This is a genomic window from Paraburkholderia fynbosensis (assembly GCF_902859935.1).
GTDB lineage: Bacteria > Pseudomonadota > Gammaproteobacteria > Burkholderiales > Burkholderiaceae > Paraburkholderia > Paraburkholderia fynbosensis.
Genome location: NZ_CADIKI010000018.1, coordinates 158,245 through 184,762, shown reverse-complemented (window position 1 = coordinate 184,762; position 26,518 = coordinate 158,245). Strand labels below are relative to the sequence as shown.

At 61.6% G+C, this 26,518-nt stretch carries 24 protein-coding genes and 2 pseudogenes; 14 read left to right on the top strand and 12 right to left on the bottom strand.

All coding sequences use genetic code 11. The features are described from left to right. Window positions 1–5: 5 nt before the first annotated feature. Together coxB and HV770_RS26930 are read right to left on the bottom strand one after the other, a co-directional pair. Window positions 6–1,016, bottom strand: a complete 1,011-nt coding sequence (gene coxB / locus HV770_RS26935; protein WP_425497481.1) for a cytochrome c oxidase subunit II — start codon at window positions 1,014–1,016, stop codon at window positions 6–8. Between the two features lie 162 nt (window positions 1,017–1,178). Further along, a pseudogene (locus tag HV770_RS26930) lies at window positions 1,179–1,623 on the bottom strand (GMC oxidoreductase); the annotation flags it as partial. Between the two features lie 72 nt (window positions 1,624–1,695). On the opposite strand from HV770_RS26930, the gene HV770_RS26925 reads away from it, so the two are divergent. The 3 genes from HV770_RS26925 (at window position 1,696) to HV770_RS26915 (ending at window position 4,299) form a co-directional block, all read left to right on the top strand. Then, window positions 1,696–1,971, top strand: coding sequence for a hypothetical protein (locus HV770_RS26925; protein ID WP_343048336.1), 276 nt, complete (start codon window positions 1,696–1,698; stop codon window positions 1,969–1,971). A 217-nt stretch (window positions 1,972–2,188) separates the two neighbouring features. After that, window positions 2,189–3,139, top strand: coding sequence for an NADP-dependent oxidoreductase (locus HV770_RS26920; RefSeq protein ID WP_175164642.1), 951 nt, complete (start codon window positions 2,189–2,191; stop codon window positions 3,137–3,139). 461 nt (window positions 3,140–3,600) lie between these two features. Beyond that, complete coding sequence (locus tag HV770_RS26915) at window positions 3,601–4,299, top strand: extensin-like domain-containing protein (protein ID WP_175164641.1); 699 nt, start codon at window positions 3,601–3,603, stop codon at window positions 4,297–4,299. A gap of 91 nt (window positions 4,300–4,390) precedes the next feature. On the opposite strand, the gene HV770_RS26910 is transcribed toward HV770_RS26915, so the two are convergent. After that, window positions 4,391–4,867: a hypothetical protein gene (locus tag HV770_RS26910; protein ID WP_175164640.1), complete on the bottom strand. Its 477-nt coding sequence runs from the start codon at window positions 4,865–4,867 to the stop codon at window positions 4,391–4,393. Window positions 4,868–5,432: 565 nt separating this feature from the next. Between HV770_RS26910 and HV770_RS26905 the strand changes: the two genes are divergently transcribed. Next, window positions 5,433–5,654 carry a response regulator gene (locus tag HV770_RS26905; RefSeq protein WP_175164639.1) on the top strand — a complete coding sequence of 74 codons (222 nt, stop codon included), beginning with the start codon at window positions 5,433–5,435 and terminating at the stop codon, window positions 5,652–5,654. Between the two features lie 210 nt (window positions 5,655–5,864). On the opposite strand, the gene HV770_RS26900 is transcribed toward HV770_RS26905, so the two are convergent. Further along, window positions 5,865–6,131: a hypothetical protein gene (locus tag HV770_RS26900; protein WP_175164638.1), complete on the bottom strand. Its 267-nt coding sequence runs from the start codon at window positions 6,129–6,131 to the stop codon at window positions 5,865–5,867. Between HV770_RS26900 and HV770_RS26895 the strand changes: the two genes are divergently transcribed. Continuing rightward, on the top strand, window positions 6,130–6,672 hold the full coding sequence (locus tag HV770_RS26895) for a DUF4142 domain-containing protein (protein WP_175164637.1): 543 nt from the start codon (window positions 6,130–6,132) through the stop codon (window positions 6,670–6,672). The genes HV770_RS26900 and HV770_RS26895 overlap by 2 nt on opposite strands. A 362-nt stretch (window positions 6,673–7,034) precedes the next feature. Beyond that, window positions 7,035–8,051 (top strand): SDR family oxidoreductase, encoded by a 1,017-nt coding sequence (locus HV770_RS26890; RefSeq protein WP_175164636.1) that lies wholly within the window; start codon window positions 7,035–7,037, stop codon window positions 8,049–8,051. A 291-nt stretch (window positions 8,052–8,342) separates the two neighbouring features. Here HV770_RS26890 and HV770_RS26885 read toward each other — a convergent pair whose 3' ends face one another. Next, window positions 8,343–9,659 (bottom strand): Nramp family divalent metal transporter, encoded by a 1,317-nt coding sequence (locus tag HV770_RS26885; RefSeq protein ID WP_246291200.1) that lies wholly within the window; start codon window positions 9,657–9,659, stop codon window positions 8,343–8,345. Window positions 9,660–10,215: 556 nt separating this feature from the next. Between HV770_RS26885 and HV770_RS26880 the strand changes: the two genes are divergently transcribed. Together HV770_RS26880 and HV770_RS26875 are read left to right on the top strand one after the other, a co-directional pair. After that, window positions 10,216–10,890: a hypothetical protein gene (locus HV770_RS26880; RefSeq protein ID WP_175164660.1), complete on the top strand. Its 675-nt coding sequence runs from the start codon at window positions 10,216–10,218 to the stop codon at window positions 10,888–10,890. 1,654 nt (window positions 10,891–12,544) lie between these two features. Next, complete coding sequence (locus tag HV770_RS26875) at window positions 12,545–13,351, top strand: OBAP family protein (RefSeq protein ID WP_175164635.1); 807 nt, start codon at window positions 12,545–12,547, stop codon at window positions 13,349–13,351. A gap of 222 nt (window positions 13,352–13,573) precedes the next feature. Here HV770_RS26875 and HV770_RS39845 read toward each other — a convergent pair whose 3' ends face one another. Both HV770_RS39845 and HV770_RS26865 read right to left on the bottom strand, forming a co-directional pair. Continuing rightward, window positions 13,574–13,801: a hypothetical protein gene (locus HV770_RS39845; protein WP_425497483.1), complete on the bottom strand. Its 228-nt coding sequence runs from the start codon at window positions 13,799–13,801 to the stop codon at window positions 13,574–13,576. 103 nt (window positions 13,802–13,904) lie between these two features. Next, window positions 13,905–14,131: pseudogene (locus HV770_RS26865) on the bottom strand (CinA family protein); the annotation flags it as partial. Window positions 14,132–14,444: 313 nt separating this feature from the next. Between HV770_RS26865 and HV770_RS26860 the strand changes: the two are divergent. Beyond that, complete coding sequence (locus HV770_RS26860) at window positions 14,445–15,614, top strand: zinc-dependent alcohol dehydrogenase (protein WP_175164634.1); 1,170 nt, start codon at window positions 14,445–14,447, stop codon at window positions 15,612–15,614. 1,208 nt (window positions 15,615–16,822) lie between these two features. Here the strand turns inward: HV770_RS26860 and HV770_RS26855 are convergent. The 3 genes from HV770_RS26855 to HV770_RS38910 form a co-directional block, all read right to left on the bottom strand. Then, window positions 16,823–17,071: a hypothetical protein gene (locus tag HV770_RS26855; RefSeq protein WP_175164633.1), complete on the bottom strand. Its 249-nt coding sequence runs from the start codon at window positions 17,069–17,071 to the stop codon at window positions 16,823–16,825. Window positions 17,072–17,565: 494 nt separating this feature from the next. After that, window positions 17,566–17,853 carry a DUF6566 family protein gene (locus HV770_RS26850; protein ID WP_175164632.1) on the bottom strand — a complete coding sequence of 96 codons (288 nt, stop codon included), beginning with the start codon at window positions 17,851–17,853 and terminating at the stop codon, window positions 17,566–17,568. A 365-nt stretch (window positions 17,854–18,218) separates the two neighbouring features. Then, window positions 18,219–18,881 carry a hypothetical protein gene (locus HV770_RS38910; protein WP_246291196.1) on the bottom strand — a complete coding sequence of 221 codons (663 nt, stop codon included), beginning with the start codon at window positions 18,879–18,881 and terminating at the stop codon, window positions 18,219–18,221. On the opposite strand from HV770_RS38910, the gene HV770_RS26840 reads away from it, so the two are divergent. The 3 genes from HV770_RS26840 to HV770_RS26830 all read left to right on the top strand — a co-directional run bounded on the left by HV770_RS26840 (window position 18,880) and on the right by HV770_RS26830 (window position 21,017). Then, the gene (locus tag HV770_RS26840) at window positions 18,880–20,187 is read left to right on the top strand and encodes an SDR family oxidoreductase (protein WP_175164631.1); all 1,308 of its coding nucleotides are present in this window, start codon (window positions 18,880–18,882) and stop codon (window positions 20,185–20,187) included. The two genes, HV770_RS38910 and HV770_RS26840, sit on opposite strands and share 2 nt — an antisense overlap. After that, entirely contained in the window at window positions 20,184–20,648 is a 465-nt protein-coding gene (locus HV770_RS26835) for a DUF2269 family protein (protein ID WP_175164630.1), read from the top strand. The genes HV770_RS26840 and HV770_RS26835 overlap by 4 nt, the downstream gene beginning before the upstream one ends. Before the next feature lie 84 nt (window positions 20,649–20,732). Continuing rightward, window positions 20,733–21,017: a DUF6723 family protein gene (locus HV770_RS26830; protein WP_175164629.1), complete on the top strand. Its 285-nt coding sequence runs from the start codon at window positions 20,733–20,735 to the stop codon at window positions 21,015–21,017. 376 nt (window positions 21,018–21,393) lie between these two features. Here the strand turns inward: HV770_RS26830 and HV770_RS26825 are convergent, their stop codons facing one another. Further along, window positions 21,394–22,524 (bottom strand): sensor histidine kinase, encoded by a 1,131-nt coding sequence (locus tag HV770_RS26825; protein ID WP_175164628.1) that lies wholly within the window; start codon window positions 22,522–22,524, stop codon window positions 21,394–21,396. Between the two features lie 861 nt (window positions 22,525–23,385). Here HV770_RS26825 and HV770_RS26820 point away from each other — a divergent pair. Together HV770_RS26820 and HV770_RS26815 are read left to right on the top strand one after the other, a co-directional pair. Next, complete coding sequence (locus HV770_RS26820; protein ID WP_175164627.1) at window positions 23,386–23,880, top strand: NUDIX domain-containing protein; 495 nt, start codon at window positions 23,386–23,388, stop codon at window positions 23,878–23,880. Window positions 23,881–24,265: 385 nt separating this feature from the next. After that, window positions 24,266–24,478: a DUF2934 domain-containing protein gene (locus HV770_RS26815; RefSeq protein ID WP_175164626.1), complete on the top strand. Its 213-nt coding sequence runs from the start codon at window positions 24,266–24,268 to the stop codon at window positions 24,476–24,478. Window positions 24,479–24,589: 111 nt separating this feature from the next. On the opposite strand, the gene HV770_RS26810 is transcribed toward HV770_RS26815, so the two are convergent. Continuing rightward, window positions 24,590–26,416 carry an ABC transporter ATP-binding protein gene (locus tag HV770_RS26810; protein ID WP_175164625.1) on the bottom strand — a complete coding sequence of 609 codons (1,827 nt, stop codon included), beginning with the start codon at window positions 26,414–26,416 and terminating at the stop codon, window positions 24,590–24,592. Between the last annotated feature and the right edge of the window lie 102 nt (window positions 26,417–26,518).

The following is a 26,518-nucleotide window of genomic DNA, read 5'->3' as shown; positions in this document are numbered from 1 at the left end:
TCCTGTCAGTTGAGTGTTGCGAGATACGCGGCAAGGTCGCGTCCGTCGTTCGGGCTGAGCTTGATGTCAGGCATCAGCGACTGCGGTTTGATCTCCTGCGCGTGCGCGATCCATTTCATCACATTGTCAGGTGTATTCTCCAGCGCGCCCGCGGCGATCAGACGGCGGCTCAGCAGATGCGTCAGATCGGGCGCCTGCACGCCAGCGGCGTCGCTGCCGCGCACCGTGTGGCAACCCGCGCAGTGTTCCATGAACAGATGCTGGCCGCGCGTGGCGTCGGCGGACGCAGACGGCGCAGCGGGGCGCGCTTGCGCGTCGTACCACTTCTCGTAGTCTTGCTGGCTTTCGGCGATCACCTCGAAAGCCATATGCGCATGCTGCGCGCCGCAGTACTGCGTGCATTGCCCGCGATAGACGCCCGGATGATCCGCCTGAATCCATTGACGGTTCACCTGGCCCGGAATGGTCTGGGTTTTTCCGGCGAGGGCCGGCACCCAGAACGCGTGTATCACGTCCGCGCTTTTCAGATTCACCTGCACCGGTTCGCCAACGGGAATGTGAATCTCGTTCGCCGTCGTGAAATGCTCGGGACTGTCAGCGCCGTAATCCGCTTTCCACCACCAGTCATACGCGGTCACGTTGATGGTCAGCGCCGGTTCGCGTGAAGGCGATGCGACCACCGCGAGTACCCACAGCATGTAGATCAGCGCCGCCAACAGCAGCACCGTTGAGATCAGCGTGCCGGTCAGTACTGCACGGCCGCCGCCGCTCTCGGTCATCCGAGCCCCGCTCGCACCTCGTCGATGAAGCATCGCGTAAAGCAGCAGCGCGCCGACGATCATGCACACGCCGACGCACAGCGCGGCCAACGCCCAACCCAGCACGAGCACCGGCCGCGAAGCCGGTCCGGCGCTATGCAGAAAGTACGCGAGGGGAGTGGAGCCCGGCATCACGACGCCGCTCGTCGTCGGTAATGCGCTAGGCGCCGCGCGAGGCTGGCGGCGGACTCGTGCCAATGCAAATGCATGCGCTCGCTCCTGAGCGGTCGGTCGGAAACTGGCGGGGGTGAATCGTGCTTATGTCATAACGTGCTCAAACGATCGGACCACATTTGCGGTCCCATCATCTCTCGTCGGTAGCAAACGAAGTGCCTGACAAGCCGCTTGCACGCGCGCTGTCTACAGTTGTCCGCGCGCTGCAATGGCCTTGATGCGATCGGCGGTGCGGCACGCAATGGCCTGAATCGTCAACGACGGATTCACGCCGCCAACGGTCGGAAACACCGAGCCGGCGCAGATCCACAGGTTGCGGATGTCCCAACTGCGGCAGTCGGCATCCACGTCGCTCGTCGCAGGATCGTCGCCCATGCGCGCGGTGCCGTTTAGATGGCAGGTGTCGACGGTTTCGCGCCAGATCTCCGAGCCGCCCCGGCGCGAGCATGCATTGCGTGAAGCCGATCGAATGGTCGATCAGGCGTTTGTCGTTAGCGCACCAGGAGTACGTGACGCGCGCGACGGGCAGGCCGTACTGGTCCTTTTCCTCAGCGAGCATGACGCGGTTGCGTTCCTGCGGCAGCATCTCGCCCGCTATTTTCAGCCCTGCCTGGCGGTTGTAGTTTGGCATGACTGATGCTGGTAATCCAACGTCGCGCCGGCGGAACCGTCGAGACGAAGGTTGAGTTACAGGAGTCATATCGTGGATCGAATTCTGAAAAACGCACTCGTCGCGCTTCTTGTGGCTGCATTCGCGGCGGCCGCTCCCGCCTGCAAGCGCACGGACAACGGCAACGATGCTCTGAGCACGGGCAGCAGCGGCGTCATGAGCAATTCGGCGGGAGTGAGCGGCACGCCAGGTAGCAGCGACGCGGCGAATCGTGCGAGCAGTGCCGCTGGCGCAGCGGCGAGCGGCTCCAACGCCGCGAGCGGTGAATCGCCGGTGGTGAGCACGCCGGCAAGTGGGGCAAGCCAATAAGGGGGTTCGTGGGACGCGTCGCGCCTTTTCCAGGGGCGGCTCGATTGCGACGGGCAGAGGCCTGCAACTCCATCTCCCAACGGCAGAATCGAAGTTTTCAGGTCTGTCGGCGTTCTCGCGTGCCCACGAGGAACGCCGTTTGCGCGGTGGGGAGAGAACATCGTCCCAACCCTGCCGTGCCTTACTAGCCGGCGGCGGCTCTTTCAGGGAGCTAACAATGCATCAGATGTTTGCTTATCGTATTCACGAGTTCGGCGGTCCCGAGGTTTTCAAACGGCAGAAGATCGATGTGCCGATGCCGGCGGATCACGAAGTCCTGGTTCGTGTGCGCGCCGCGAGTGCCAATCCGGTCGATAACAAGACGCGTGCGGGAAAGTATCCGTTGGTAGGCCAGGACAAGCTGCCTTACACGCTAGGGCGCGATTTTGCCGGGGTGGTCGAGGCGGTTGGTAAAGAGGCGTCGCCATGGAAGGCGGGTGACGAAGTGTACGGCTTCGTCGGCCAAGGGCAGGGCGCCTACGCGGAGTTCGTCGTCGTCGAGGCGAGCGCGCTGGCGCGCCGTCCGGCGAAGGTTGACTGGGTGGTCGCCGGTGCGGTGCCTCTCGCCGCGCTCACCGCATGGCAGGGACTCTTCGATCACGGTTATCTGAATGCCGGCGAGCGTGTGCTGATTCATGCCGGTGCGGGAGGCGTCGGACATTTTGCGGTGCAGTTCGCGAAGAACAGATGCGCAGAAGTATTCGTCACCGCGTCGGGCGATGGCGTGGAGTTCGTGCGAGCACTCGGCGCCGATCACGTGATCGCCTATTCGCAGCAAAGATTTGAAGACATCGCGCGCGATATGGATCTGGTGTTCGATCTTGTCGGCGGAGAAACGCAGCAGCGTTCGTGGGCCGTAGTGAAGTCCGGCGGCGCGTTGATCTCCACGCTGAACGAGCCTTCGCAGATCGAGGCGACCAACCACGGCGCACGGGCCACCCGCTACACCGCGCGACCCGACGGAAAGCAACTCTCGGAAATTGGCCGCCTGATTGATGTAGGCGAGGTCGTTGTCAAGGTGACGGCAACCTATCCATTCGCTGCCACGCCCAATGCATTGGCAACGCTCGAAAAAGGACACGTGCGCGGCAAGATCGTGGTCGATATGGCACAGAAAGCTGAAGCGTGAATTATGGCGTGCGCGCGATTGCTTTGCATCGGTGAGCGTGGGCGTTGCAAGCCGCGCGCTGCGATTTCGTGCGGCCTTTACCCTATCGTGAGACAGCTTGCCCGAGGGCGAAGTACGGGTTGCGTTTCGATCTGCCCGCTCACGTTAGCCGGCGCTGCCCCGATTGTTATTGCCTACGGCATGCTCCAGGTTTGACACCACGAACGCCGCTTTACGGATCCGGCCTTTCATGTCCCTCCTGGATGGACTTTCGCAATGGAAGGGACATTGCAGTTGCTGAGGTGGAGCCCGGTCTATGTGATCGCGATGTCTAAGCGCACTTCACGATATGCGCATTGGCGCCCGCATCGCCGCCTGCGCTGACGGCAGCGAGGCCGCGCTTTTGTTACGCCATGAAGGTCGTCGCGCCAGCGCGGGATTACGGCGCTGGAATTCGCCTGCGTCCACAGTAGAGGGTTGGTATGCGGCACATTTCACTGCTGCTGGCTGCGCTGGTAGCGATCGTTTGCGCCTGGCTCGTTGCCGCGCATCGCATCCGGCTGCCCGAGCGCTGGAATCCTTTTGCGCCGCTGGACGTGAAGGCGCCGGTGGGACCTTTGACCTCATGGAAGTTTTGGCGCGCTACGCAAGATCCAGCGGCTTGTCGCGCCGCGTTGGACACTGCACGTGTGAGCTACGTGCCGGTGGCCGATCAGAGCACCCCCCAACCCTGTCAACTGCACGATGTACTGCGCGTCGAGCGATTCGACGAGGCCCGCGTGAGCAGCAGCTTTCTCGCGACGTGCCCGCTTGCCCTCGCGCTGGCGATGTACGATCGGCACTACCTGCAGCCCGCTGCGCAGGCAACTTATGGGGAGGGCGTGCGGCAAATCCTGCACGTCGGCAGCTACGCGTGCCGCAACGTCGATCACGCCTCGCAAGGGCCGTTGAGTCAACACGCGTTCGCCAATGCGCTCGACATTAATGGTTTCGTGCTCATGGACGGCACGCGAATCAGCATTGCGCGCGACTGGTCGAGCGACACGCGCGCCGGGGCGTTCACGAGGCGCGCTCGCGATGGTGCGTGCACGGTATTTCATGCGGTGCTCAGTCCTGACTACGACGCGATGCACCGGACACACTTTCATGTCGACATGGGTTCCTACCGCATCTGCCGATAGGATCGGCAGTACCGTGCAAGCGGACCGATGATCCGACGTGGAGCACGAGTCGGGCAGGCTCTTGCTCAGGTTGTACGTCCATCCGGTCCACTTACTCGTCACGGCTCAGCGCGACTAACGCCAGTCCGGCCGCCAGCGCCGCATAAACGTAGAACATCGACCGGCTGGAAAGGTGGGCCTCGAAGCCGGGGGTCAACCGCTTCGGCACCACGTGATAGTCGACCGCATAGGCTAGCGCGGCAGTCGCGCCGGCGGTGGCAATCGTCGCGGCCCGCTTCAGATGCGCGGGGGCGGCCCGACGTCGCCGTGCCAGCAACATCTCGTAGACGATGCCCCAGAAGACCGCGGCCGACTGGTTGATCGCCAACCCCGTCAGCGTGAAGCGCGCGCTGGGTCCAGTCTCAGCGAACGCGGTCCGAGGCCATAGACAGTGGGCGATCGCGTTGATCGGCGCGTACGGGGTACTGCCTTCCCGCGGTGCCCGGAGAGCGGCGGTGACAGCGGCAGCGCAACCCGCTGCGCTGCCTGACACCGTCGCGCGACGGAAAATCGGCATGAGGTTGATCATCGACGTGGCTCGGTTCGTGTTGTCTGTATCGCTTATAGACGCAGCAAGCCCTGTGCCTCAGTAAGGGTCGGACGCGCCGTGTCGGGTGCCTGGGGTGGTTGCCGCGAGTTGCCCCGTCGCAAGGAAGAAAGGGTACGGGGACACGACATCAACCTCGCCTGAGCTTTTATTGCGCGTTCCTTGCATGCAGGCGTGACGTTATACGCAGAACTCAGCGACAACGATCTGCGCGTGACCGGCGACCCGACCGTCATCCAGCCGCTCATCGCTGATCTATGCCGCAACGGGGATCGCGCACGCAAGTGCGGGGCAGCGCATTGCGTTGCGCGTGGGGCGCCATAACAATCACGCATGGGTCAGCGTGTTCGGCATGGGCGACAGGCCGGCAGAGCTTTCGCAGCCGGCCGCGCAACGGAGGGAGTCGGCGCTGACAGCCGCGGCGGCAGCTTTACGCTGATATCCTGGCGCGGGCGGCTCGCCTATGTGACGATCCTGCCGCTGCGCTCCGTCGCTGATCCCGAAGCGAACGTGGCGCTCGCGCCGCCCGCTCGAAGGTTTGCTAATCATGGCCATCGACGATCAGGAAGAGGCGCGCGACGCACTCGAAGCGGTGTTGAGCGCGAACGGCGCGTTCGTACGACTCGGGGCGTCGGGCAAGGAGGCGATCGAGCGGCTCGAACATACGCGAGGGTTGCAATCAACTCGTCGGCGCGGTTGTAGATCAGGACTGCAACGGAAATGCGTGGAGCGGGGCGGTCTTGTTTCCATGCGGTTCTCGATCTTTTAGGAGCTGTCACGGTGCGCAGCAAGCGCGACCGGTTCGGTACGGCGTTGGGCATCGCTCGATAGAGCACGTCCTCATAAGCATGACTCCGACATTTTTGGCTCGGTGCATTAACTGGAGGCATGCGTTCGCCACCACGCTGTGATCGGAATGAAAGAGGCCCATCGGGATCACGACGCACGAAGGCTGGAGATCCCAGACCGTTTGCAGGGATCACTGCAGCGAGAGATTCTGGCGAAGGCGCTGACTCAGAAACGGTTTTGCGATCACGACATGGCCGTGGTCGCATTCTGTAACGTGTGCAACCGGTATTCCTGCGGACTGGCTTTGCGGCCCGGAAGACACATCGGCATCGAGCTTGACATCGCGCGTGAACGAGGCCTGCGCTTGCGGAGCCGGCATGCCGGTTGCTACCGCCAGTAGACGCAACGAATCTTCGGCCGTCATTACCCACTTACCCTTTCTGGAGATGTCACGCATGAAACGAATCACAATCATCGCAGCCCTATGTACTTCTTTTGGGCTGGTTTCACCCTTGGTCAACGCGCAGACCCAAGCCGCATCCACGACTTCGGCGAACCCCTTGCCTCAGGCGGACAAGGATTTTATTCAGGCGGCCAGCATGTCGTCGTCGACCGAAATCGACGCAGCAAAGCTCGCGACCAGCAATTCCAGCGACAAGGATGTGAAGTCGTTTGCTCATCACATGATGCTGGACCATACCAAGCTCACAGTGCAACTGAAGATGGCCGCACCGCACGGCGTCGAGGTGCCGAAAGACAATTCCGACACAAGCGTGCTTGACGCATTGAAGCCACTGAAAGGGAAGGAGTTCGATCAGGCTTACATAAAGAAAGTGGGCCTTGAAGGTCATCGGTCGACCATCGCAGCGTTTGAGAAAGAGATATCGGATGGACAGAATGCGGATCTGAAAAAAGCAGCGCAAAAGGGACTCCCGACGATTAAGGAACATTACAAAATGGCGCAAGATCTCGCGGCGAAAAAAGGTGTGACGCAGTAGTCCGCTCGTCAACGCAGCGGGGAGCGCAACGCAGCTTGGATGCCACGCGCAGGGCCCAGAACCACCCGGCCCTGCGCGCTTTGCCGTGCGCCTCATCCGGCGATAACGGCATTCGCTGCAAGGGCACCGCTTAGGAAAAGGCCGTCGAGCGAAGGATTCCGCCTCGACGACCGTGGGCGCAATGAATTAGCAGGCATTGCAAAAACATCATCGGCCAGTTCGGCCCGGCACACTGCTGAACCGAGCGAATCGTCGTGAACTGCGATCGCACGAGAAGCAAGGTCTCCTTAACAGGTATCCGGCTTGCTGATCCGTGATTTTCCCGCGGCTGCGCGGCGGGCCGTCCTTGACAGGAGCTTTGTATGCCATCCAACGACACCCCTTCGACAGCGCGCCGCAGGTTGATGCAAGGCGCCGCAGCGGGACTGATGACAGGCGTGGCCGCTCATGCGTTCGGACAAGCTAGCGGCCCAGAGGCGACCGGCACGGCCGACGCGGCTGGACTGGCTGATCCGCGCGGCCTGCATCCTCACCCGCCGTTTCCGGCCCAGCAACAGCCGTGGCCTGGCCTCGCTGGACGCATGGTACCGCGCCCGGACCATGGGGAAACCAGCTATGTCGGCACCGGCAGACTGACTGGCCGGCGCGCGCTGATCACCGGTGGCGATTCGGGCATCGGGCGGGCAGCGGCCATCGCGTTCGCGCGCGAAGGAGCCGACGTCGCGATCGTTTACCTGCCGGCGGAAGAACCGGATGCGCGGGAAGTGGTGCAGATCATTCGCGCGGCGGGCCGTCAAGCGGTGGCGTTGCCAGGCGATATCCGTAGCGAGACATTCTGCGAGGCATTGGTTGCGAGCGCTGTTCAGCAGATGCGCGGCCTTGACATCCTGGTCAACAATGCAGGACGCCAGCACAGTCACGACTCGATCCTCGACATAAGTACGGAAGATTTCGACTGGACGCTGCGCACCAACCTCTACGCGATGTTCTGGATCACCAAGGCGGCCATCCCGCACATGCCGCCCGGCGCCGCGATTATAAATACGGCCTCGGTCAATGCGTACGATCCGTCGGAGAACCTGCTTGACTACGCGCTGACCAAGGCAGGCATAGCAAACTTCACAAAGGGTCTCGCCAAACAGATGGTCAAACGAGGCATACGCGTCAACGCGGTCGCGCCGGGCCCCTTCTGGACCGCCTTGCAAGTCAGTGGCGGCCAGACCATGGAGAACCTGACGCACTTTGGCGAGCGGGTTCCGTTGGGCAGGCCGGGGCAGCCGGCGGAGATCGCGCCGCTGTACGTGCAGCTCGCATCGACGCAGGCAAGTTACGTGACTGGCCAGGTGTTCGGCGCCTCGGGGGGCGCGGGGCAGCCGTAGTCGCCGCGTATCGGCGCGGCATGTCGATCACACACGAGATGGTCTTTCGCAAGACAGTGTAGCGAGAGGCGCCCGCAACAGCAGACAGACGTGGTTCGGGCCGGCCAGTCGGTTGCGGCTTGCGAAGGCGGTGGCGACGTCTGGTTCGTTCGTCGTCGCGCGAACCAATGTGGCCAGCCTACGTTGCGGCTCACCGCGAGGTTCTCTGTCGCCGACGACTCGATGCGCCTCGCGATAGCCGTGCAACAGGGGAGGCCGCAAGAGTGCATGGCCCAAGGTAAGAATTCGCGTTCAGCCAAGCAATCTGCACGCGTATCGTGCGACGACGGCGGCACCCATTGCCGCAGTCGCCAGCCAACTGAGCGCACGCAATGTCCAGTGCGCACTCAGGTCGCCCACGCAAGAGTGCCTCGTGCTGAGCAGCACGAGCAACACCATCACCGGCGTCGCAGTCGTGCCGTTGACCACAGCGCTCCAGTACAACACGCGAATCGGGTCTAGCTGCATCGCCGCCAGTACGATGCCCATGGCGCCTCCCAGCGACACGATTGCGATCAACGCGAATGCGATGCGCCGGTTGTGCTGATGGTCGAGCGGCCAGCCGACCGTGCTCGCGACTGCGTGTGCCGCCGAGCCGGCGAGCGGCGGCAACGCCAGCAGGGCACTGCTGATGAGCGCCAGACCGAAGAGGTGCGTATCGAACCGGCCAGCGACCGGCGCGAGCACGCTCGCGAGCGATGCCGCCGAATCAGGAGCTCGGCCGTTGGCGCGGAGCGTCGCCGCCGCGGCGATCATCATGGATACGGCGATCGCATTCGACAGCCCGGTTCGGATCAACGTATCGCCACGTATGCTTCGCAAGCGCCTCAAGCCGGCTTCCCGACGGCTTTCATCGTTGGAGCGTGCGTCTTGCGGGCGCTGCGTTTCCACTTGCTGTGCGGCCTGCGAATACAGCAGATATGGACTGATCGTCGTGCCCAGAACAGCGAGCAGCATCTCCAGATAATGCCCCGACCAGGAAATATGAGGGACGAAGAAGCTGGCCGTCAGTCTTGTCCACTCGAGTTGAAGCGCGATATCGACGCCGACATAGGCAAACAACGAAAGCGCCAGCCATTTGAGCACGCGCGCGTACTTTGCATACGGGACGAACCACTGGAGCGCGACGGAGAGAATGAGAAAGAAGGTCGCGAGGCCGGGGATCGACCCGCCCCACAGCAAATGCGCGCCGACGCCCATCGCGACGACATCCGCCGCAATATTGAATGTGTTCGCAATGAGAAAGCGGCCCACAGCAAGTAAGAACCATACTCGCGAGTAGTGCTTGCGCATGTTGGTCGTCAACCCGTTGCCGGTCAGGACCGCGATCCGGGCCGACACGAGTTGCAACGCGACGATCGACGGATAGCTCAGCACACAAGTCCATAACATGTCGTACCCGAACTGCGCGCCCGCCAACGAGTAGGTGACGATGCCGGCCGGATCGTTGTCGGCGGCCATCGTGATGACGCCGGGACCGATGTCGGCCGCCCAGGAATGCGCAGCGGTGCCCCCTTCGACTTTGCCGCGTTGAGGGTGCGTGGCTCCCGTGTGATCGACTGAGGTCATGGTAGGGTCGAAAGTCAGTGCCTATGAGGCTGGTCGGCAATTTCGGCTGGAGAGCCAACGGTGCGGCCGCTGCCCGCTCTGCGCAGTCGCGCGTGTTTCCTTCCGGAGACGTTGGAATCGCGGCGCAACAATGTTCCGCACGATTCGTACCGGGCGGCACTGCGCGCCGGCTAGCTGGGTAGGGGATTTGCCAAGATGATGGCTATCGAAAATGACACTTCCCCCGGGCTTCTGCTGAGGACCGTTCAACAGGCGACGTACGTGGTGGATGCGATGGCATCGGGCGCCTGACCGTCGCGAGCCGCACGCAAACACAAGCCCGCGGGACGCCGCGATCAGACGTAATAGGCCCTGATCCGCGAATAGGGCTGGTAATGATCTGCCGGCGCACAGCATCTTCGTAGCGACCGAATCGCCCCTCACGCCGGGGTAACGAAGTCCGCGGACAGCACCGTGTCCGCGGACAGGCCACCGCGACGTGGAACGCCGCTTGCGGCTCTCCCGAGCCGGGCTTCTCCGGCGAATTCCTGGTAGCCAGACCAACCGGAGACTTACCATGCGACTCTTAGTAACTCAAGAGGGACTACCACGCGTGTCGTGGGGTGCAGTATTCACGGGTGTGATTATTTCGCTAATCGCTTATCTTGTGATGAGTGTCCTCGGAATGGCAATCGGCGCGTCGTTGCTCACGCCGTTGTCTCAACCCACGCCAAGTCGCGCATTCGGCTTTGGATCGGGGGCGTGGTTGATCGTGACAACAGTTGTCTCTGTGTTTGGGGGCGCGTACTTTGCCGGGCGTTGCGCGCCCGTTCTCGGCTGGTTGCATGGACTGCTCGCATGGGCCGTCATGATCCTTTTTCTCGTCTTCGGATTAGCGTCGATCATCGGAGGCGCGGTAAGCCTGGCAGGAAACGTGGCGTCGGCGGGTGCAACCGTCGGCGCTGCCAGCGCCCAGACGGGTGCCGGTAGCAGCGCGATCAACTCGCTTTCACAACAGGCGCAAAGCGCCGTCGCCTCTATCACGGCTGCCGCATCGAGTCCCGGAGCGAACGCGGACGCCAGGCAGGCGGCAGACACTGCGGCTCACACCGTGGCCCGCGCGAGCTGGTTCTCGGTCGCAGCGCTGGTCGTCGGCGCGGTCATAGCGCTCGGCGCAGGAGGACTCGGTTTTCGTCACCAACCGGCGGTTGAAAGCGGCAGCAGCCGTGCCTCAAAGTCGGGTTACGCATAAAGACGGGTCGAGTCCCGGGTCGGCCAACGGCCGCCGATATCCTTTAACCGTTGCCGGTGAGCACAAGGATGCTCGGCGGGTCGGCGTGACCTTGTGCGCGGCGGTAACTGCTGAGCGGGTTCAGTGGGGCCAATAGCAAGAGAGCGACGCCCATTCTCATGCGAACGCTGGCGTCATCTCAATCCGGTCATGGCGGTTCGGGGTGAGAACCCCCACATTCGAGGAATCAATCTGCCCGAGAAGCCTGTACTCGCTCGGCTTGCCCCGTGCATCCGCTCATTGCGCCAGCGCAGACACTTTCGCGGCCAATTGCGGCTTGGAGAACTACGGCAGGTGGGAAGGGTGGCCGCAAACTGAGGGCCCGGAAAACGTTTTGTACGCTGCGGGGAATACCTCGGGCGCAGCTGAAATTCACTGGCTGGCACCGGACGCAGGCCTGCTGGCCGCCGAATCGGCATTCGCCGCGCCCCCTGCTTTGTCGCTGGGCTTGCAACCGGCCGAAAGGGCGACAGTTAGCACTACGATGGCACCCGTCAGCATTCGCGTATAGAAAGTGCGGTTCATCCTTGTCTCTCCGCAAGCGTCGTTGGACGTATCTGCGGATCTGTCGCTGCGGGCGACGCCATGGCCATCCGGTCACATCTGTCGCCTTTCAGAGCCGCTGCTCGTTCCAATGTCAGGCAGCAAGTAGCTTGCCTGGAAACTGGCCGCGCTGACGTGGTTGTTTGGATCGTCGGATTCGGGGCTTCGGCACGGTTGTTCCCCGCCTGCCCTGGTGGCTCGCGCGCAGCGGTTGCGTCACGCGCAAAACGAAAGAAGCAGCGCTATTGTCCAGATGACCAACTGGAAGGCCAGCATGCCACGCTTCAGATTCTTCATCCCGTGTTTCCTCAGAAGACTGATGGAGTGCCATACCTGCATGCGCGACTAGCGAGGATACAAACGGTGTATTTCCTGTGGCGCGCCTGCGTTTCGTGTCAGTGCGGGACGGCTCCATCGGTCGCGGCAATCCTTGAGCGGAGCGGGACGGCAGCCTTTAACGTAATTACGATCCGTACACGTGAAAATTGCAACGGCCGGTTCCCAAGGCGGACGTGGAAAGTGGGCGGGGTCCTATAGCATAAGGGTTGCGTGGCGAGTCGACTGAGGGCAGATCGAGCGTCGCGGGCTGATCGGTTCGCTGTTGCAATCCATGCGGCAGCCCGCTGCGTCGCTCAAGATGTGACCACAAGCACTATTCCAGCGCAAGGCCACCGTGCGCCGCTGCCCGCCGGCGACAGCAGAACGCGGCGTTTGCATTGCGGGTACATCCGGAAACGGCACGATTCGATAAGTTATGCAAAGAATGGTGATCGACCGAATCGCGCTTGCTTCGAACCGGAGCCCTGCCCGCAAAGCCGAGAAAGGCGCTCCTTCGCGAGAGTTGAAACGCCACTTTTATCTGTACCAAGGTACGCCAAGTGCTGGCGCCTCCCCTTACCGTTGAGTTAACGCGACGCCTCTTATCGTCGCGAGCCACAACTCTAGAGAGGCTCCAGATGAAAGGCGTCGCACAGATACATTGCCGGCGGTAAGAGCCGCTTCCCGCTGCCGGTGCCGGTGCGACGCGTCCCGATCCCGCTTCAGGACGACCTCAATTCATTCAGGAGACAATATGGGTACGCTTCCTACCGACCATGAGCGGCGCGGCTTTATGAAGCTCATTGCCTCCGCCGCGGCCCTTACGAGCTGTTGCTGCGCCAGCGTGGGAAGGGCTTTCGCACACGAAACAGCGGAACGAGGGGGCGCAATCGCCGGCGGTGAGAAGTCGGCGAAAAGCAGAATGCTTGGCATAGGAGCGGATGTGCTTCAAAGTCAGGCGCCGATCGCTGCCATCAATATGTATCTGAACGGCTTTCACTTCTACGCGGACGATATGGGTAGGCAGATCGAGGCGCATCACTACTGCCACCACGTGAACGAAGACTTCTTCCAGTGCGTTATTTACGACGGCAACAAGTCTCACTCACGACTCATCGGTATCGAATACATCGTTTCGGAGAAGATTTTCAGATCGTTGCCCGCTGATGAAAAGCCGCTTTGGCATAGCCACCGACATGAGACGACGTCGGGCGAACTGGTAATGCCCCGCATCCCCATGGAAGTGGAACACACCGCGATTGCCAGTCTCGTCAACACTTACGGCAAAACCTGGCATACGTGGCAAATCGATCGAGATTCGGCGCTTCCGCTTGGAATCCCGCAGTTGATGATGGGCTTCACTCAGGACGGTCAACTTGAGGCGGCAATGATAGAAAGTCGTGACACGGAACTTGGTATTTCAACCCTGAAGGAGCGGCAGAATCGCGAAGATCTGGCTAAATCAGCTGGACCAGTCCAGGCGGGGGCAGACGGGTGGCAGTCCGGTCAAGCTGCGCAACTTGTCTTGCAGAAGCTTCCCTTGAAAAATCGGCGCGGCTGACAAGTGCCTGGTGCGAAGCCGACCAACAGGTGGCGCGCCTTCCCAGGTTCGACACTGTCAACGCAAGTGCGCAAAGGCTTTGATTCACCGGGTGCGTCTATAGTGGTCGTTCAGCGCGAGGTACTCAGGCGCTTCCTGGCATCCGTTGCCTCTCCTTCTCGTGGCTTCTGACAAAGCGAAGAGGCGAGCTCCGAGCCGAAAAGGAAAAACGATAGTGCGAAACTATAGCCGCATCATCGGGACCGCGGGGGAGCTTGCCGTGCCGAAAGCTCCCGCCATTCCAGCGTGCGCCAAATATAAGCCGAACAGGTTTCGTCCCACAGTAAACAGCAACGCTGCGACTGTCCCGCCGATAAGCGCGGGACGGAAGTCGACTCGCGTATCGGATAGCCATTTGATCAGCGCGCCAAGGCCGAAAGCAAGTATGACCGGGCCAACGATAGTCGGCACGATGCCCGCAATGACGGTCAGCGTGGAACTGCCGAAAGAAGGGTACGCCCTGCGCTCTGTATCGCGGCGTCGAGGACGAGCGAAACCACCAGCAAAAAACTCGCATAGCTGCGGCGGTTTCAATGTGCTGCTCCTGGCCGGCTTCCTTGACACCGAGGAAGCCGGTTTTTCCCAATGGCGAGTAACTCACGAAGCCGACGTCGAGGCACGCGCCGCTGCCCGGCACGCTCGCGAGCCAGGATGAAATCTGGCCACCGGTGCACGATTCGGCAGTCGCCAGTTTCAGGCCTGGCGACGTCAGGAATGACACGTTTGCATAGGAATACTCATGGGTTGTCTCCGGCAGTGAACCGGCTACGCGAGGGCAGCAGCAAGGACCGGTCCGCCGGTACATCGCACGCTGCGTTCCGCAGGCGCTCCGCCTGCGTTGCGACCCCCCGGCACGCGCGACGCCGGACGGTTGAACAGGAATGGGCCAGCTTGCGGCACATGGGTTGCTCCCGACCGATTGCCTTAACGGGTTCTTGCAATCACACCGTGCCAGCGGGTTCAGTCCTTGCGCGCAAGACGGTGTGCGGACCCAGACGCTATGAGACCGTCATTGCCTTTGCGTTCGACGAATAACCTCACCATGGAGCACCAAATGAGAGCCCTTTGCTGGCACGGCAAGAAGGATGTCCGCGTCGATAACGTCCCGGACCCCACCATCGAGCATCCACGAGATGCCATCATCAAGGTATCGAGCTGTGCGATCTGCGGCTCGGATCTTCACCTGTTCGACGGATTCATGCCGAGTATGAAATCGGGCGACATCCTGGGGCATGAGTTCATGGGCGAAGTGATGGAGGTCGGCGCCGAGAACAAGCGTCTGAAGGTGGGCGACCGGGTAGTCGTGCCGTTCACGATAGCGTGTGGCGAATGTGATCAATGCCGCCGGGGTTACTTTTCAGTTTGCGAGCGCTCGAACCGGAATAAGGAAATGGCCGACAAGGTGTTCGGCCACAGCACGGCCGGCCTGTTTGGTTATTCGCATCTCACCGGAGGATATCCGGGAGGGCAGGCGGAGTATGTGCGTGTTCCCTTTGCAGATTTTACGCCGGTCAAGATTCCAGACGGTTTGACGGATGAGCAGGTGCTGTTTCTCGGCGATATCTTCCCGACCGGTTGGCAGGCAGCGGTTCAATGCGACATTGAGCCCACCGACACGGTTGCCATCTGGGGAGCGGGTCCGGTGGGGCAGTTTGCGATAAGAAGCGCAATCCTGCTGGGCGCGAAGCAGGTGATCTGCATCGACCGGGTGCCGGAGCGCCTGGAAATGGCGCGCGGCGCCGGCGCTATTCCAATCAATTTCGACGACGAAAGTGTGCTTGACCGGTTGAAAGAACTTACCCAGGGAAAGGGGCCCGAAAAATGTATTGACGCTGTCGGTATGGAATCGCATGCAACGCGGTCGTTTGACGCGATTTATGATCGCGCCAAACAGGCCGTGATGCTTGAGACGGATCGGCCTCATGTGTTGCGCGAGATGATCTACGTATGCCGTCCCGCAGGCATTCTGTCCATTCCAGGGGTCTATGGTGGATTGATCGACAAGATTCCGTTCGGCGCGGCGATGAACAAGGGCCTGACCTTTCGAATGGGTCAGACGCACGTGAACCGATGGACCGATGATCTGTTGCGACGCATTGTGGAAGGGCAGATCGATCCGTCGTTTGTCATCACGCACACCGTGCCGCTGGAAAAGGGCCCCGATATGTACAAGGTGTTCCGCGACAAGGAAGATAGCTGCATCAAGGTGGTGTTGAAGCCGTAGTGCCTCTGCGCGTGTGAACAAGCCGTAGAAGTGATCGTGGACGGGCTGCGGGTTGCGCGCGTCGGTCGTAATCCGGCGACTGGTGCCGAGATCCCGCACCAAGGTGCCGAACGAGCTTTGTTGTCGCCGCGAATCTTGCTCAGCCGGCGAGGTTGAAGTGAGTCAGCATGCGTCGGGTCAAGCTCGATGCATCGCTGACAGGCGGTTCCCGCAGCGTCATAGCGGCTTAGCTCTTCGCGAACGACCGCGCGATTGAAGTGCGATTGCGCGTCATCAGCGAATTGCTGTAAAGCCCGTCCAACGGGGCAAAGGTTCGAGCGAACCGTATCTGGTCCCCATCGCTTTCCGGTGGCTGGGCGAGCGCCGCGCGCCTTGCCCCACAACGGATATTGCGGAGGTCCTTCCGCTCACGGCACGGGAGGGAGATGCCGAATCGAGTCCTGAGGCCATGGTCATAGCCGTGAGGAAGCGCATTGGGCAACGCTGTTCGTCGCCAGGTCGATGCGTACGAGTTTGTGTGCGCTTGCCACGACGAACGCTTGCGCGGGCGCGCCCGGGTCCAGCACCCAGAAGTTGTTTTGCGAATCGCACAACATAGCCTGCACGCAGACCGGGAGTTCTTGCGCGTTCATCTCATAGCGCCTCGCATTGCGCCAGCTATTCCATCTGTCGTCCCGGAAACGGGCGAACGTCGCCTTCCGGTGTCAATATTCCGATCGAAATGGGCGCATCTTCCTTCCACCGCAGGAAATTGACGAAGATGCGTCCGTCCTGGGCAACTGCAAACACCGGTCACCTGGTGCGCGAAAGAGGCTGTCTCGCGCAGATGTGGGCGCGAGCCGTCGCCGCCGACGGTCGATGCGGGGCCCGCGGTGAGCGGCACACGTCCGCGGCGGTAAATTAGCCCTCCAATAGATTTCACCTGCATACAGCGCGCAATTTCGGGGTGCGTGCGTCGTGGCGTGTCGGTGCACATTGTCTCCGCTGAGACCACGGTCGGCAACGCGGGGTTGTGTCGATACGACCGGCGTTTTCGAAGCGCAGTGCCGGCGTTTCCATTGCCATTGCAAAAGCGGTGCGTTTTGGCTATAGCAACTAGATGCTTACCGCGCAAGCGGCCGCGGCACAGCACGCGGATGGGGCCGCAGCATGCCCGACGCGCGGCGCCAACTTACACGATACCTAGGTAGGAGCGGGCTTGTCCGAGCTTATTCTTCCAGCACGCCCCTTTCACCCAACGCGGAATCGATTGCATGGCGTGCGTCGTCCACGGCTGCGCCAATTGCCGCTTTGCCGCGCAGGGGCGAGCGTGCAAGACGCGGCGCGGTCCATCCGGCTCGCTCGGCGGCATCTACTTCGGCGCGGTCGATCCGCGTAGTCACCGAGGAACCGCCAGCAGGGTCGTCCTCGACGAGAACGGTGATATTGAAACCGCGGTGGGCATGAATTTCCTGCATCAGGGGACGCTCCAGAGTTCGCCGCTACGCGTCATAAGGGTTGAGGTGCCGCGCCTGTGTCATCTTCGGCTCGACCGCCGCTGCCAGGTGGCGATGACGTGTCGCGCAGCTCGGTTTCTTCCGTACGCTTGGGCACGACCTTATCGACATCGGAATCGTCGATAGCATTCAGGTTGTTGCCGCCGGGCGTAGGAGAAGCACCGGGGGGCGGCGACGGAATCGGGTCAGGCTGCGCGGGTCCCGTTCCCGACAAGCCGTCTTTGGAAGGCGAAGATGGGGGCGGCTCAGCCGCGGGCTGCTGATCCGAAGGAACCTCTTGATGGTCGGCCATGGTTCATCCCCTGTTGAAGACGTTGAAATGCGTAAAAACCGATGAGGAGGGCGAAGCACATGAAGCTACGGCCGTCAGCGCAGCATGGCGTGTTCCCGCGCATGCTGTGTCGGTGAGTTGAGCCCTTTCGGCGGGCGGGCGATTGTCTCCCCACGTCGCTTGATCAGCGTTGAGCACTCAGCAATTCGTTGCCCTGAGCCGATAGAGGCACCTCGCGTCGCTCGATGAAATTGCGGGCCCATGCGAGCGCCTCGCCCATGGCATCCTCGCGAGTGGGCCGGATCAGATTCGGACACTCCCGGCCGGCACTGATAAGGCGACCTCGCAATGTCACCTCAACCCACGGCACCCACGCGCCGGTTTCAGTCGGCTGCGCTGTCGAGGAAATCAGGTATCCAAAGTAATAGGCCTCTTGTAGTTCTTGCTGGATTTGCAGGATATCTCTCATCATGCCCTCCGTCCGGGTTGGCCGCGCACCAGGTAGTCGTTACGCGAGCACGCGGCCGACAGCCCCAGTGACATGATCGCGGCGAACGCGCGAACCGGTGTATCTGGGGCAATATAACGCCGGACGACAGAATAAAGTCATCTGCTTATCGCCGTAAAGACGACAATCAGGCGCGCAGGGTCCTCGTTGGCGGTCATGCAAACGAAGGACACCGATGTACCCGGCAAGCATCAGTGAGCAAGCTTCATACCCAGAGATATGCGCGCCGTCGCAAAGCAACTGGCTGGGACCCGCACCGTTTCCTCGGTGGCTCAGGCGTCGCCATCAATGCGAATTCGCCGTCCGTAGCCGCACCCGCGCGTTGTGATCTAACGCCTTGTCGCCGATCCGCGGTTCATCCATTGTTTGAGCATGAACGGCGCCATCAAGCCCGCGCCGAATGCGACATAGACAGCCGTGATATGCGCGGCCGGCAGGTGATATTCAAAGCCCGGGGTGAAGCGTTTGGGTACGACGATGTAATCTCCGACCGCGGCCGCAACGGTCGTTCCCACGGCCAGCGCCATGCGATGGTTATGCTCGCGACTTCGGTTCGGGTGCACGCCGGCGGTTCCACGCTGCCGGCCGGTCTCAGCACGTTTCTTCGGGCCGTCCGCGCTGACCTCAGAGCCGCGCTCCTCTGCGTCGTTTTCGGCGCTCGCCTGCGCAATTCCGGCGAGAGCGCTGTCCTGAGTCGAACCGCCATGTCGCTCGAGCGCATCCCGGAGTGCCGCGAGCGCGACCGCATTGAACCCGGCCCACCCGATCGACATCGTCAGATGGATCAGCAGACCCGCGATCACATGCCGGGGAGCCGGGTGAGCGGTGCGGCGCGCTTCTTGCGGCCAGAGCCAGTGACTCACCGCACTGACTGGCGCGGTTGCCCGCTTTCCGTGCAGCTTGCCGCACAGCGCGAGCGCGGCGGTGGACAGCAAGCCCGCCGCTATGCCTGGCGCAAGGATGTCTTCTTTCGCTTCTATCCGGATGGTCATGGTTATCTTCCTCACAGGTGCAACGGGACTGATCGGAACGGCCGTTGCGCGGAAATTCGTCGAGCTGGGACACACCGTCATCTGTGGGGTACGCAATCCCGATGCCGCTTGCGATCGGCTGAACGGTTGCCGCCTGATGCCGCTCGATTTCGCGAAGCTGGCGAATCCCGCAAGCGCGGTGCCGCTCCTCGGCGGGGCCGACGTGCTGGTGAATGCGGTTGGTATTTTCGCCGACGCGTCAGGCAGCGATTTTCAACGTATCCATACCGACGCCGCTATTCGTCTCTTCGAGGCCGCCGTGCGAGCAGGCGTGCAGCGCATCGTGCAGATTTCCGCGCTGGGTGCCGATGAGCAAGCGCATAGTGCCTATCATCTGACCAAGCGCGCGGCGGACGACGCATTGCTCGCGTTGCCGGTTTCCTCGCTGATCGTGCAGCCGTCGCTCGTGTTCGCACCGCAAGGCCGCAGCACCCGCTTCCTGACCATGTGGGCGACTCTTCCGCTCGTTGCCTTGCCAGGCGATGGCGCGCAGCGCATTCAGCCCGTCTGTCTCGACGATCTCGTCGACGTGGTCGTGACGGGCGCTATGACTCTGCCACCCGGACGCACGCATGGCGGCGAACGCCTGGCCGTGGTCGGCCCCGAGGCGTTCACATTGCGCGCGTATCTGGCTCTGCTGCGCCGGCTCTCGGGGGGCGCGCCGCCTGTGTTCGTTCCGGTGCCGCGCAGTTGGGTCGTTCTTGCCGCGCGACTGGGCGAGCGCTTGCCGGGCTCACTGATCAGCACCGACTCGATCGACATGCTTGAGCGCGGCAACGTGGCTTCCGCCGATTCAGTGACGCGCTGGCTCGGTCGCCCGCCTCGTGCGCTATCCGGTTTGCCGCCGGATCGCGAAGGGTTCGGTGCATCGGCGAGACTCGAATGGCTGATGCCGCTCATACGGGTGTCGATTGCGGCGGTATGGATCTGGACGGCGATCGTGTCGGCGGGACTTTATCCGGCGTCGGCTAGCTATGCGCTGCTCGAGCGGGTCGGCGCGCCGCAGATGTGGCGGCCGTTGCTGCTGTACGGTGCGTCGCTGTTCGATCTGCTGCTTGGCATTCTGTCGCTGTGGTGGCCGATGCGGCTCGGCCCGCGCGTGCGGCTCTGGTATTGCCAGATCGCGCTGATGGTGCTCTATACGCTGCTGATTACCTGGCGTCTGCCTGAGTTCTGGCTGCACCCGTATGGACCTCTGTCGAAAAACCTGCCGATGATCGCTGCGCTGATCTGCCTGACGCAGCTGGATTGGAAAGACAGACCATGACGTATCTGCTGGTCAAGTGGCTGCATGTGCTGTCGTCGACCATCCTGTTCGGCACCGGTATCGGATCCGCGTTCTACATGCTGACGGTAAGCCTCGGCAAGGAGACACACACGGTCGCGCGGGTCACTCGGCGAGTGGTCGTGGCCGACTGGCTCTTCACGACGCCGACCGCCATCGCGCAGCCGTTGACCGGGTTTGCCATGGTAAAGCTCGCCGGCATGTCGATTGCAAGTCCGTGGCTTGCGTGGTCAATCGCCTTGTACGCGGTCGCAATAGCGTGCTGGCTACCGGTTGTGTGCTTGCAGATCAGGCTTGCAGCGATCGCTCGACGGTGCGACGAGATGCGCGCACCGCTCACGGCCGGGTACTGGCGACTGTTTGCGTGGTGGATCGGGCTGGGTGTGGTCGCATTTTTTGCGTTCGTCGCGATTTTCTGGTTCATGGTGGCCAAGACCGTGTAAGCCCAGCGCTTTCGGTGCAAATGCTGGGGCGGCAAGTTCGTCAGGTGAGTTGTTGATGCATTGGCAATGGAAGGAGTGAGCAGGATGGCAAGGCCGAAGTTAGCATTCGCGAAGTTGTCGATGAAAGCGGGAGTCGCTCTGCCCGTCAGCGCGACCGACTACCGGATCTACGCGACGTACCGGCGCACGGGCAGCGGCGCCTTCATGGGCGAGTTAAAAGTGGTGAGAACGCTCGACGACCGGCTGCTGTTCCCGTTCGACGGCGCACCCGCGATCGGTCCTTTCGAATTGGCATCCGACGCCCGCGAGGCCGCCAGATTGAAGGGAGAGGAGATAGTCGCGGCGGACCTTGCGAATCCGGAATATTGAAGCGACTCGCGCGGTGCACCGGCATGGCGAATGCACGTTCGGTTGCTGGCCTATCCAGCGTCCCACAGCCTACGGAGGATGAAATGGCACACTCCCAGCAGCAGTGTATTCAAGCCTGCGACGCTTGTGCCGCTGAATGTGGAAAGCACCTGTCAAGCTGCGCACCTGACCCGCGTGTCAGCGTTCGCCGTGCTTGCGCCGTCCTTCGGCCTCATATGCGACTGCCTCGAGGTTGCGTGCGTATTCCCGGACGTGCCTCGATACAGCATCTGTCTCGGTGCGTCGTCGATATCGACGACGCACAGTACTCTTGTGCAAGCCGTATCCCAAGCTCCATGATCGGCGACTCGCGGGCAATAAGGCTGCGGTCAACGCGCTATATGGCCAAATCTGCTCGCGGAAGCAATACTGAAAACGAGGTCTCCGTTCCGTCAGACCGCGCTTCAATCGCGCCGTGATGGGCCTTGGCAATTTCGCTGGCAATATACAGACCTAGTCCAAGGTTGCCCGCCTTGTCATTGGTGCCTTGAGAATTCGCCCCCCTGGTCAGAGGATCGAAGATGTGGGCGAGCGTTACACGCTCAATGGCAGGACCGCAGTTGCAGACGTCAATGCGGACATGCGTTGCATTACCGGTGACCACCACGCGAACTGGCGAGTCTTGCGCCCCATACTTGATGGCATTGAGTACAAGATTCTGCAGCAATTGCTGCAGGCGCTGACCGTCCCAAATTCCCTTTGAATCGCCACTCACCTGTAGTTCAAGCTTCCTGTCAGGATGAACCGCACGCAATTCGTCCAGTTCGTCCGCAAGCACGTCCGCCAGATCTACATGCGTGGGCATGACGTTGATCCCCAAGCCCAACCTGCTCCGATTAAAATCGCTGAAGTCATCTAGTAGTGACTGCATCCGGGCGCCGCTACGTATCAGACGGGCGGCTGCTGCCGATACTCGTTCTCCCGCATTCAGTGCTGCCAGATACGATGCAGTGACCTGAATCGCCTGGAGAGGGTTGCGCATGTCGTGCCCCAGCATGCCGAGGAGGAGGTTACGGCTCTGCTCGACCTGCGCACTAAAAAAATTCACCGATTCGGCGAGTGCCTGATCGATCGCTTCATTGAAGCGAATGACGTCGTCCAGATCAACCGCTTGTGGCGCGCGATGGTCCATCCACAAGCGAAGCACGCTTGCGCGCAGTGCGCGGTATTCGGCGGCGAGCTGATTGATATTGAAACCGGCGCGTGCCCTCAAAAGGGCATGCGTTTGTGCGGCTGTTTCGGTTGCTTCGAGCAGGCGCGGGGCACGCCCCATCGATTTTTCGCGCTGCACTTCGCTGCTTTGCGAAGTTCGCAAATCTTTTGCCACGGCATGCAGAATCTGCTCCGCGTGATTGCGCAACGCCCGCGGTTCCATGTTGGCCGCCGCCGGCAGGAGCGTGCCTGCGAACGTCTCCCATTGCGCCAGAATCGGCTCCATGTCTCGCAAGATAAAATCAGCAAGTCGCATATACACATCTCCACTGGTAAATGGGGTGTAAGGGGGCGATCAGCGGACCTATGAGCGCCATTGAGATTAACCTGGTAAGGGGCGGCTCCGCGTCCACCATTGGCATCAATGACCGAAACGGTTTGTCGGTCAGCCGAAACCCGACCGGCATTAGTAGCACAGCGTCACAGACGCTTGTCGCGTTGATAGGTCGGGGCCAACCTGGCCAGATATGCCTGTTTCCTCCCCGCGGACGCTAGCGATGGTCGCGGTTTGACTGGGCGTCCGAGGGTTTCTCCCATTTTTTATGCGGCGGTTTTGCCGTTCTGCGTATCGCCCTTCCAAGCCGAGCCACGATGTCTCGAAGAGACGATCGCGCATACCAAGGCCACCAGGCCAGGTGATAGAACCACAGGCATGCTGCGCGGTACCCGCTGCGCCACTCTTTGGGGATGCCAGTTGTGGGAAAGCTCTCCAAGGTGCGGTGTCCGAGCGCCATCGCCCCGATCGTCATCCAGACAGAGCGATCACGAGAGTTGGAATAGACAATGCCCGTGCCGCAACGAATAGCGCAAGCGGCAAACAGATATCAAGCGGCGAGAGGGTTTCATTTTCTGATCTCCCGGTCACGGCTCGTTCGGTCCTTTCACTTATATCACCTTGTGAGCAAATTTGAACCAGGTTCTTCACCACCATTTATCCCGGCAGGGTTCAGGTCCGGAAACTGCTCGTCAGGAATTCCACATGCGCGAATGGCGGCCAGATAACGCACTTACAAGGGAAGTGTCTTCCCGGGCTTTTTTGGCGACAGGCGAGGGCCCCGGAGCTGATTCATAATTCGGAGCCACCGCGTTGGGGCCAACCAGTCGTTCAGGGGAGAGCATGAAAGACAGAGCGACAATCGTATGCAGACGCGACGACAAGGTTCTTCTCGTCGCTCGGACGCGGTCACGGTGGTCGTTACCCGGCGGCACGATAAAGCGCGACGAGTCGCCGATGGAAGCGGCTCTGCGCGAGCTCGAAGAAGAAACGTCGCTGGCTGGGACGGAGTTCGTGTACCTGTTCCAGTTCGGCGGGCTCAGCAAACGGCACCACGTTTTCCTGGCGGACATCCCTCGGGATGCTTCTCCCCAACCGAGGAACGAGATCGCTCGCTGCCGCTGGTTCAGTCCTGTAAAGATATCGACGCTCGTTACTAGCATACCGACCCGAGAAATCGTCGATCTCAGTTTTCGACAGAAATTTTTCATAAATCTCTATCCTGTGGCCAGCGCCGAGCCCCTGCTGCACGTTGGTGAGTCGAGTCAGCCACCAGCCCGTGCTGCACAACGTGGGTGCGCGACAGGCCTAGCTCACCTGTCGAAGGGGAATTTGTGACAGGAAAGATCGAGAACCGTGCTAGAGCTTGAGGGAGTCTCATTACGCTCCCTGCGAAACAGCACGCCGTTGCGGTGGGCTTCGAAGCCTTTCTCTTTTGCGCCTTTTGCGATGCTTGTTCTGCGTCACCCGCTAGACGCGTACCGCCAATTGCGGCCTGGCAGAAAGCGGCCACAGACGACTGCGCCGCCGCCGTTCAACCGGCGGCCAGGTGACTGCGCGGCAGGCGCGGTGTTCTGCCCTGGCCGACCATCCGCTCCTCGCCTGCCGTGACGCCCCACGATGCTGTCCGGTGGATGGAGCGAGTTGTAATAAATGTAGTCACCGGGTGGACCAACCGTCTACATTTCCATGACCGCAGGTGGCGGCTCACGAGGGATTCGCGATGGAAACAGAAACAATAGAGCAACGCATCCGAGCCAAGGCGTATGCGCTTTGGCAGGAAGACGGCAGCATGGAAGGCTGCGCCGATGAGTACTGGAAAAAGGCGCGGGCCTTGGTCGAAGCTGAGGTGGCTGAAGAGCGTCGGCGTGAGGCAGCCGACGGACCGGCGAGCAACGAAGAGCGTAGACCCGCTACGGACGATCCGGCTACCTAACGCCGGCGCTGTTGTTTTCGGCTGGACTGCGATGGCGTGGCAGGCTGCCGTCATGAGCGGTGAGCGCGGCGCGGCCTATCGCACAGCCAGATGAACACCGGTTCAGCAAACTTATAGTTCCGGACGCGACGTTCGCCTGAACTGACGCGCAAGCGTATCGCGGTAAATGCCGGGGACGGCGGCGAGTTCGGCCGGCGCGCCATCCTGAACAACGCGACCACGGTTGAGCACGACGATGCGATCGAAGCTTTGCAGGGTCGAGAGGCGATGCGCGATTGCGACGACCGTCCGGTTTTTCATGAGTCGTTCCAAGGCCGCCTGGATAGCGATTTCCGATCCCGTGTCTAGCGCCGACGTGGCTTCATCGAGCAGCAGAATCGGCGAATCCCTCAGGATCGCGCGGGCGATCGCAATGCGCTGGCGTTGTCCGCCGGACAGCTTGGCGCCGCGGTCGCCGGCGATGGTATTGAGCCCATCGGGCATCGCGGCGATGAAATCAAGGCAGTGGGCGTCTTCGCATGCGCGGCGTACGTCTGCCTCGGTTGCATCTGGACGGCCATAGCGGATATTGTCCAGCAGCGAACGGTGAAACAGCGTCACGTCTTGCGGCACGATAGAAATTGCGGCCTGTAGACTTTGCATCGTCACGTTCGAAATATCCTGCCCGGAAATTCGCACATGGCCCGAGTTCGGCTCGTAAAAGTGTTGAAGCAACGCGAGCACGGTCGATTTGCCTGCGCCCGATGGGCCGACCAGACCCACGCGCTCACCTGCGTTGATATGAAGATTCAGCCCCTGGAGCACTGGACGCCGGCCGGGATAGGCGAACGTGACATTTTCGAAGTCTATCGTCGCGTGACCGAGTTCCAGCGGCGCGGCCTTGGTGGGCTCGGGCATCGAATGCGGGGTCAGCAGCGTCACCGAGGCCTCGCCGAGGCGGGCCACGTGCTGCGTCAGATCCACGAACGCCACGGCGATGTCGCGCGAGCCGTGCAGAATGGAGAAGCCCAGCGAGCCTATCAAGACGACGTCGCCGGTGGTCGCATGGCCGATGCTCCACAGCCACACGGTCCACCCGAGCACGCACGCCGACAGGACGCAGGTCGCTCCGGCGTGCAGCAGACGAAGCTTCTCGAGATAGAGCAGGCTGCGCTTGCGCGCATCGGTCTCCGCAGCGAGGTGGCCGTCGAAGCGCCGGCTCTCCATTGGCATCGCACAGAACGCGCGAACCAGTCCCATGTTGCCGATTACGTCGACAAGTTCTCCGTCTATCGATGCTGCTTTTTCCGCGAACGCCTCATGACGGGATGTGCCTCTGCGCGCGAGGAGGAACAGGCCGTAAGCGAGCGCCGCCGAAATGGCGACCAGCGCGAGGCTCATGGGAACGCTGACCGCGCCGACCATGCCAATGGCTCCGACCACGGTCAAGCTCGGTGGCAACGCAGTCCACGCAACCGTGTTTTCGACCACATAAACGGCATTGGCGGTGGCGGAGATACGGCTGGACAGAACACCGGGCTGCTTGTCGGAAAAGAAGGAGGGCGCGTGACCGGCCAGATAGTCGAACATGTCCCGCCGGATGTCGCCCGTGACGGCCACGAAGGCACGTGCTGAAACCCAACCAGCGACCCGCCAGAAGAGGTTATCGGCGAGGATCAGCATCACGAGCAGGGAAAACGCGCGTATCACGGTCTCCGGATGAGCACGGCCGGTCGGCAACGCGTCGATCAAATTGCGAATGCCGTACTGGGACCCCAGCGCACAGCCGACCGCGAAGATGACACTGAGGAGGACCACGGCATGCGCCGCTTTGTGGCGCCCGACGTAGCGCAAGATCAGCCGAACCGGATGCCCGGCATATCTGGACAGAACGCGGGAACGCCGTCGCCTGCGCACGCGACTGGCCCGGCCGCTCTCGCCATCGTCGACTAGTTCCATGATGCGATCACCAGGTTTGGTAGCAGCGAGCCCTACAGTCCGCACGTGAGGCAAACGTCAGGCCGGGCATCGAGGCTGGACCAGGCGTCAGTCACGAACGTC

What these genes read in the sequence shown, in the direction of transcription:
- HV770_RS26900 (WP_175164638.1), bottom strand. Translation starts at nt 6,131, where the DNA reads ATGCGTGACATCTCCAGAAAGGGTAAGTGGGTAATGACGGCCGAAGAT.
- HV770_RS26840 (WP_175164631.1), top strand. Translation starts at nt 18,880, where the DNA reads ATGGTTATCTTCCTCACAGGTGCAACGGGACTGATCGGAACGGCCGTT.
- HV770_RS26815 (WP_175164626.1), top strand. Translation starts at nt 24,266, where the DNA reads ATGGAAACAGAAACAATAGAGCAACGCATCCGAGCCAAGGCGTATGCG.
- HV770_RS26885 (WP_246291200.1), bottom strand. Translation starts at nt 9,659, where the DNA reads ATGACCTCAGTCGATCACACGGGAGCCACGCACCCTCAACGCGGCAAA.
- HV770_RS26820 (WP_175164627.1), top strand. Translation starts at nt 23,386, where the DNA reads ATGAAAGACAGAGCGACAATCGTATGCAGACGCGACGACAAGGTTCTT.
- HV770_RS26910 (WP_175164640.1), bottom strand. Translation starts at nt 4,867, where the DNA reads ATGATCAACCTCATGCCGATTTTCCGTCGCGCGACGGTGTCAGGCAGC.
- HV770_RS26905 (WP_175164639.1), top strand. Translation starts at nt 5,433, where the DNA reads ATGGCCATCGACGATCAGGAAGAGGCGCGCGACGCACTCGAAGCGGTG.
- HV770_RS26860 (WP_175164634.1), top strand. Translation starts at nt 14,445, where the DNA reads ATGAGAGCCCTTTGCTGGCACGGCAAGAAGGATGTCCGCGTCGATAAC.
- HV770_RS26810 (WP_175164625.1), bottom strand. Translation starts at nt 26,416, where the DNA reads ATGGAACTAGTCGACGATGGCGAGAGCGGCCGGGCCAGTCGCGTGCGC.
- HV770_RS26855 (WP_175164633.1), bottom strand. Translation starts at nt 17,071, where the DNA reads ATGCAGGAAATTCATGCCCACCGCGGTTTCAATATCACCGTTCTCGTC.
- HV770_RS26880 (WP_175164660.1), top strand. Translation starts at nt 10,216, where the DNA reads ATGCGACTCTTAGTAACTCAAGAGGGACTACCACGCGTGTCGTGGGGT.
- HV770_RS26830 (WP_175164629.1), top strand. Translation starts at nt 20,733, where the DNA reads ATGGCAAGGCCGAAGTTAGCATTCGCGAAGTTGTCGATGAAAGCGGGA.
- HV770_RS26915 (WP_175164641.1), top strand. Translation starts at nt 3,601, where the DNA reads ATGCGGCACATTTCACTGCTGCTGGCTGCGCTGGTAGCGATCGTTTGC.
- HV770_RS26890 (WP_175164636.1), top strand. Translation starts at nt 7,035, where the DNA reads ATGCCATCCAACGACACCCCTTCGACAGCGCGCCGCAGGTTGATGCAA.
- HV770_RS26850 (WP_175164632.1), bottom strand. Translation starts at nt 17,853, where the DNA reads ATGATGAGAGATATCCTGCAAATCCAGCAAGAACTACAAGAGGCCTAT.
- HV770_RS26895 (WP_175164637.1), top strand. Translation starts at nt 6,130, where the DNA reads ATGAAACGAATCACAATCATCGCAGCCCTATGTACTTCTTTTGGGCTG.
- HV770_RS26875 (WP_175164635.1), top strand. Translation starts at nt 12,545, where the DNA reads ATGGGTACGCTTCCTACCGACCATGAGCGGCGCGGCTTTATGAAGCTC.
- HV770_RS38910 (WP_246291196.1), bottom strand. Translation starts at nt 18,881, where the DNA reads ATGACCATCCGGATAGAAGCGAAAGAAGACATCCTTGCGCCAGGCATA.
- HV770_RS26920 (WP_175164642.1), top strand. Translation starts at nt 2,189, where the DNA reads ATGCATCAGATGTTTGCTTATCGTATTCACGAGTTCGGCGGTCCCGAG.
- HV770_RS26825 (WP_175164628.1), bottom strand. Translation starts at nt 22,524, where the DNA reads ATGCGACTTGCTGATTTTATCTTGCGAGACATGGAGCCGATTCTGGCG.
- HV770_RS26835 (WP_175164630.1), top strand. Translation starts at nt 20,184, where the DNA reads ATGACGTATCTGCTGGTCAAGTGGCTGCATGTGCTGTCGTCGACCATC.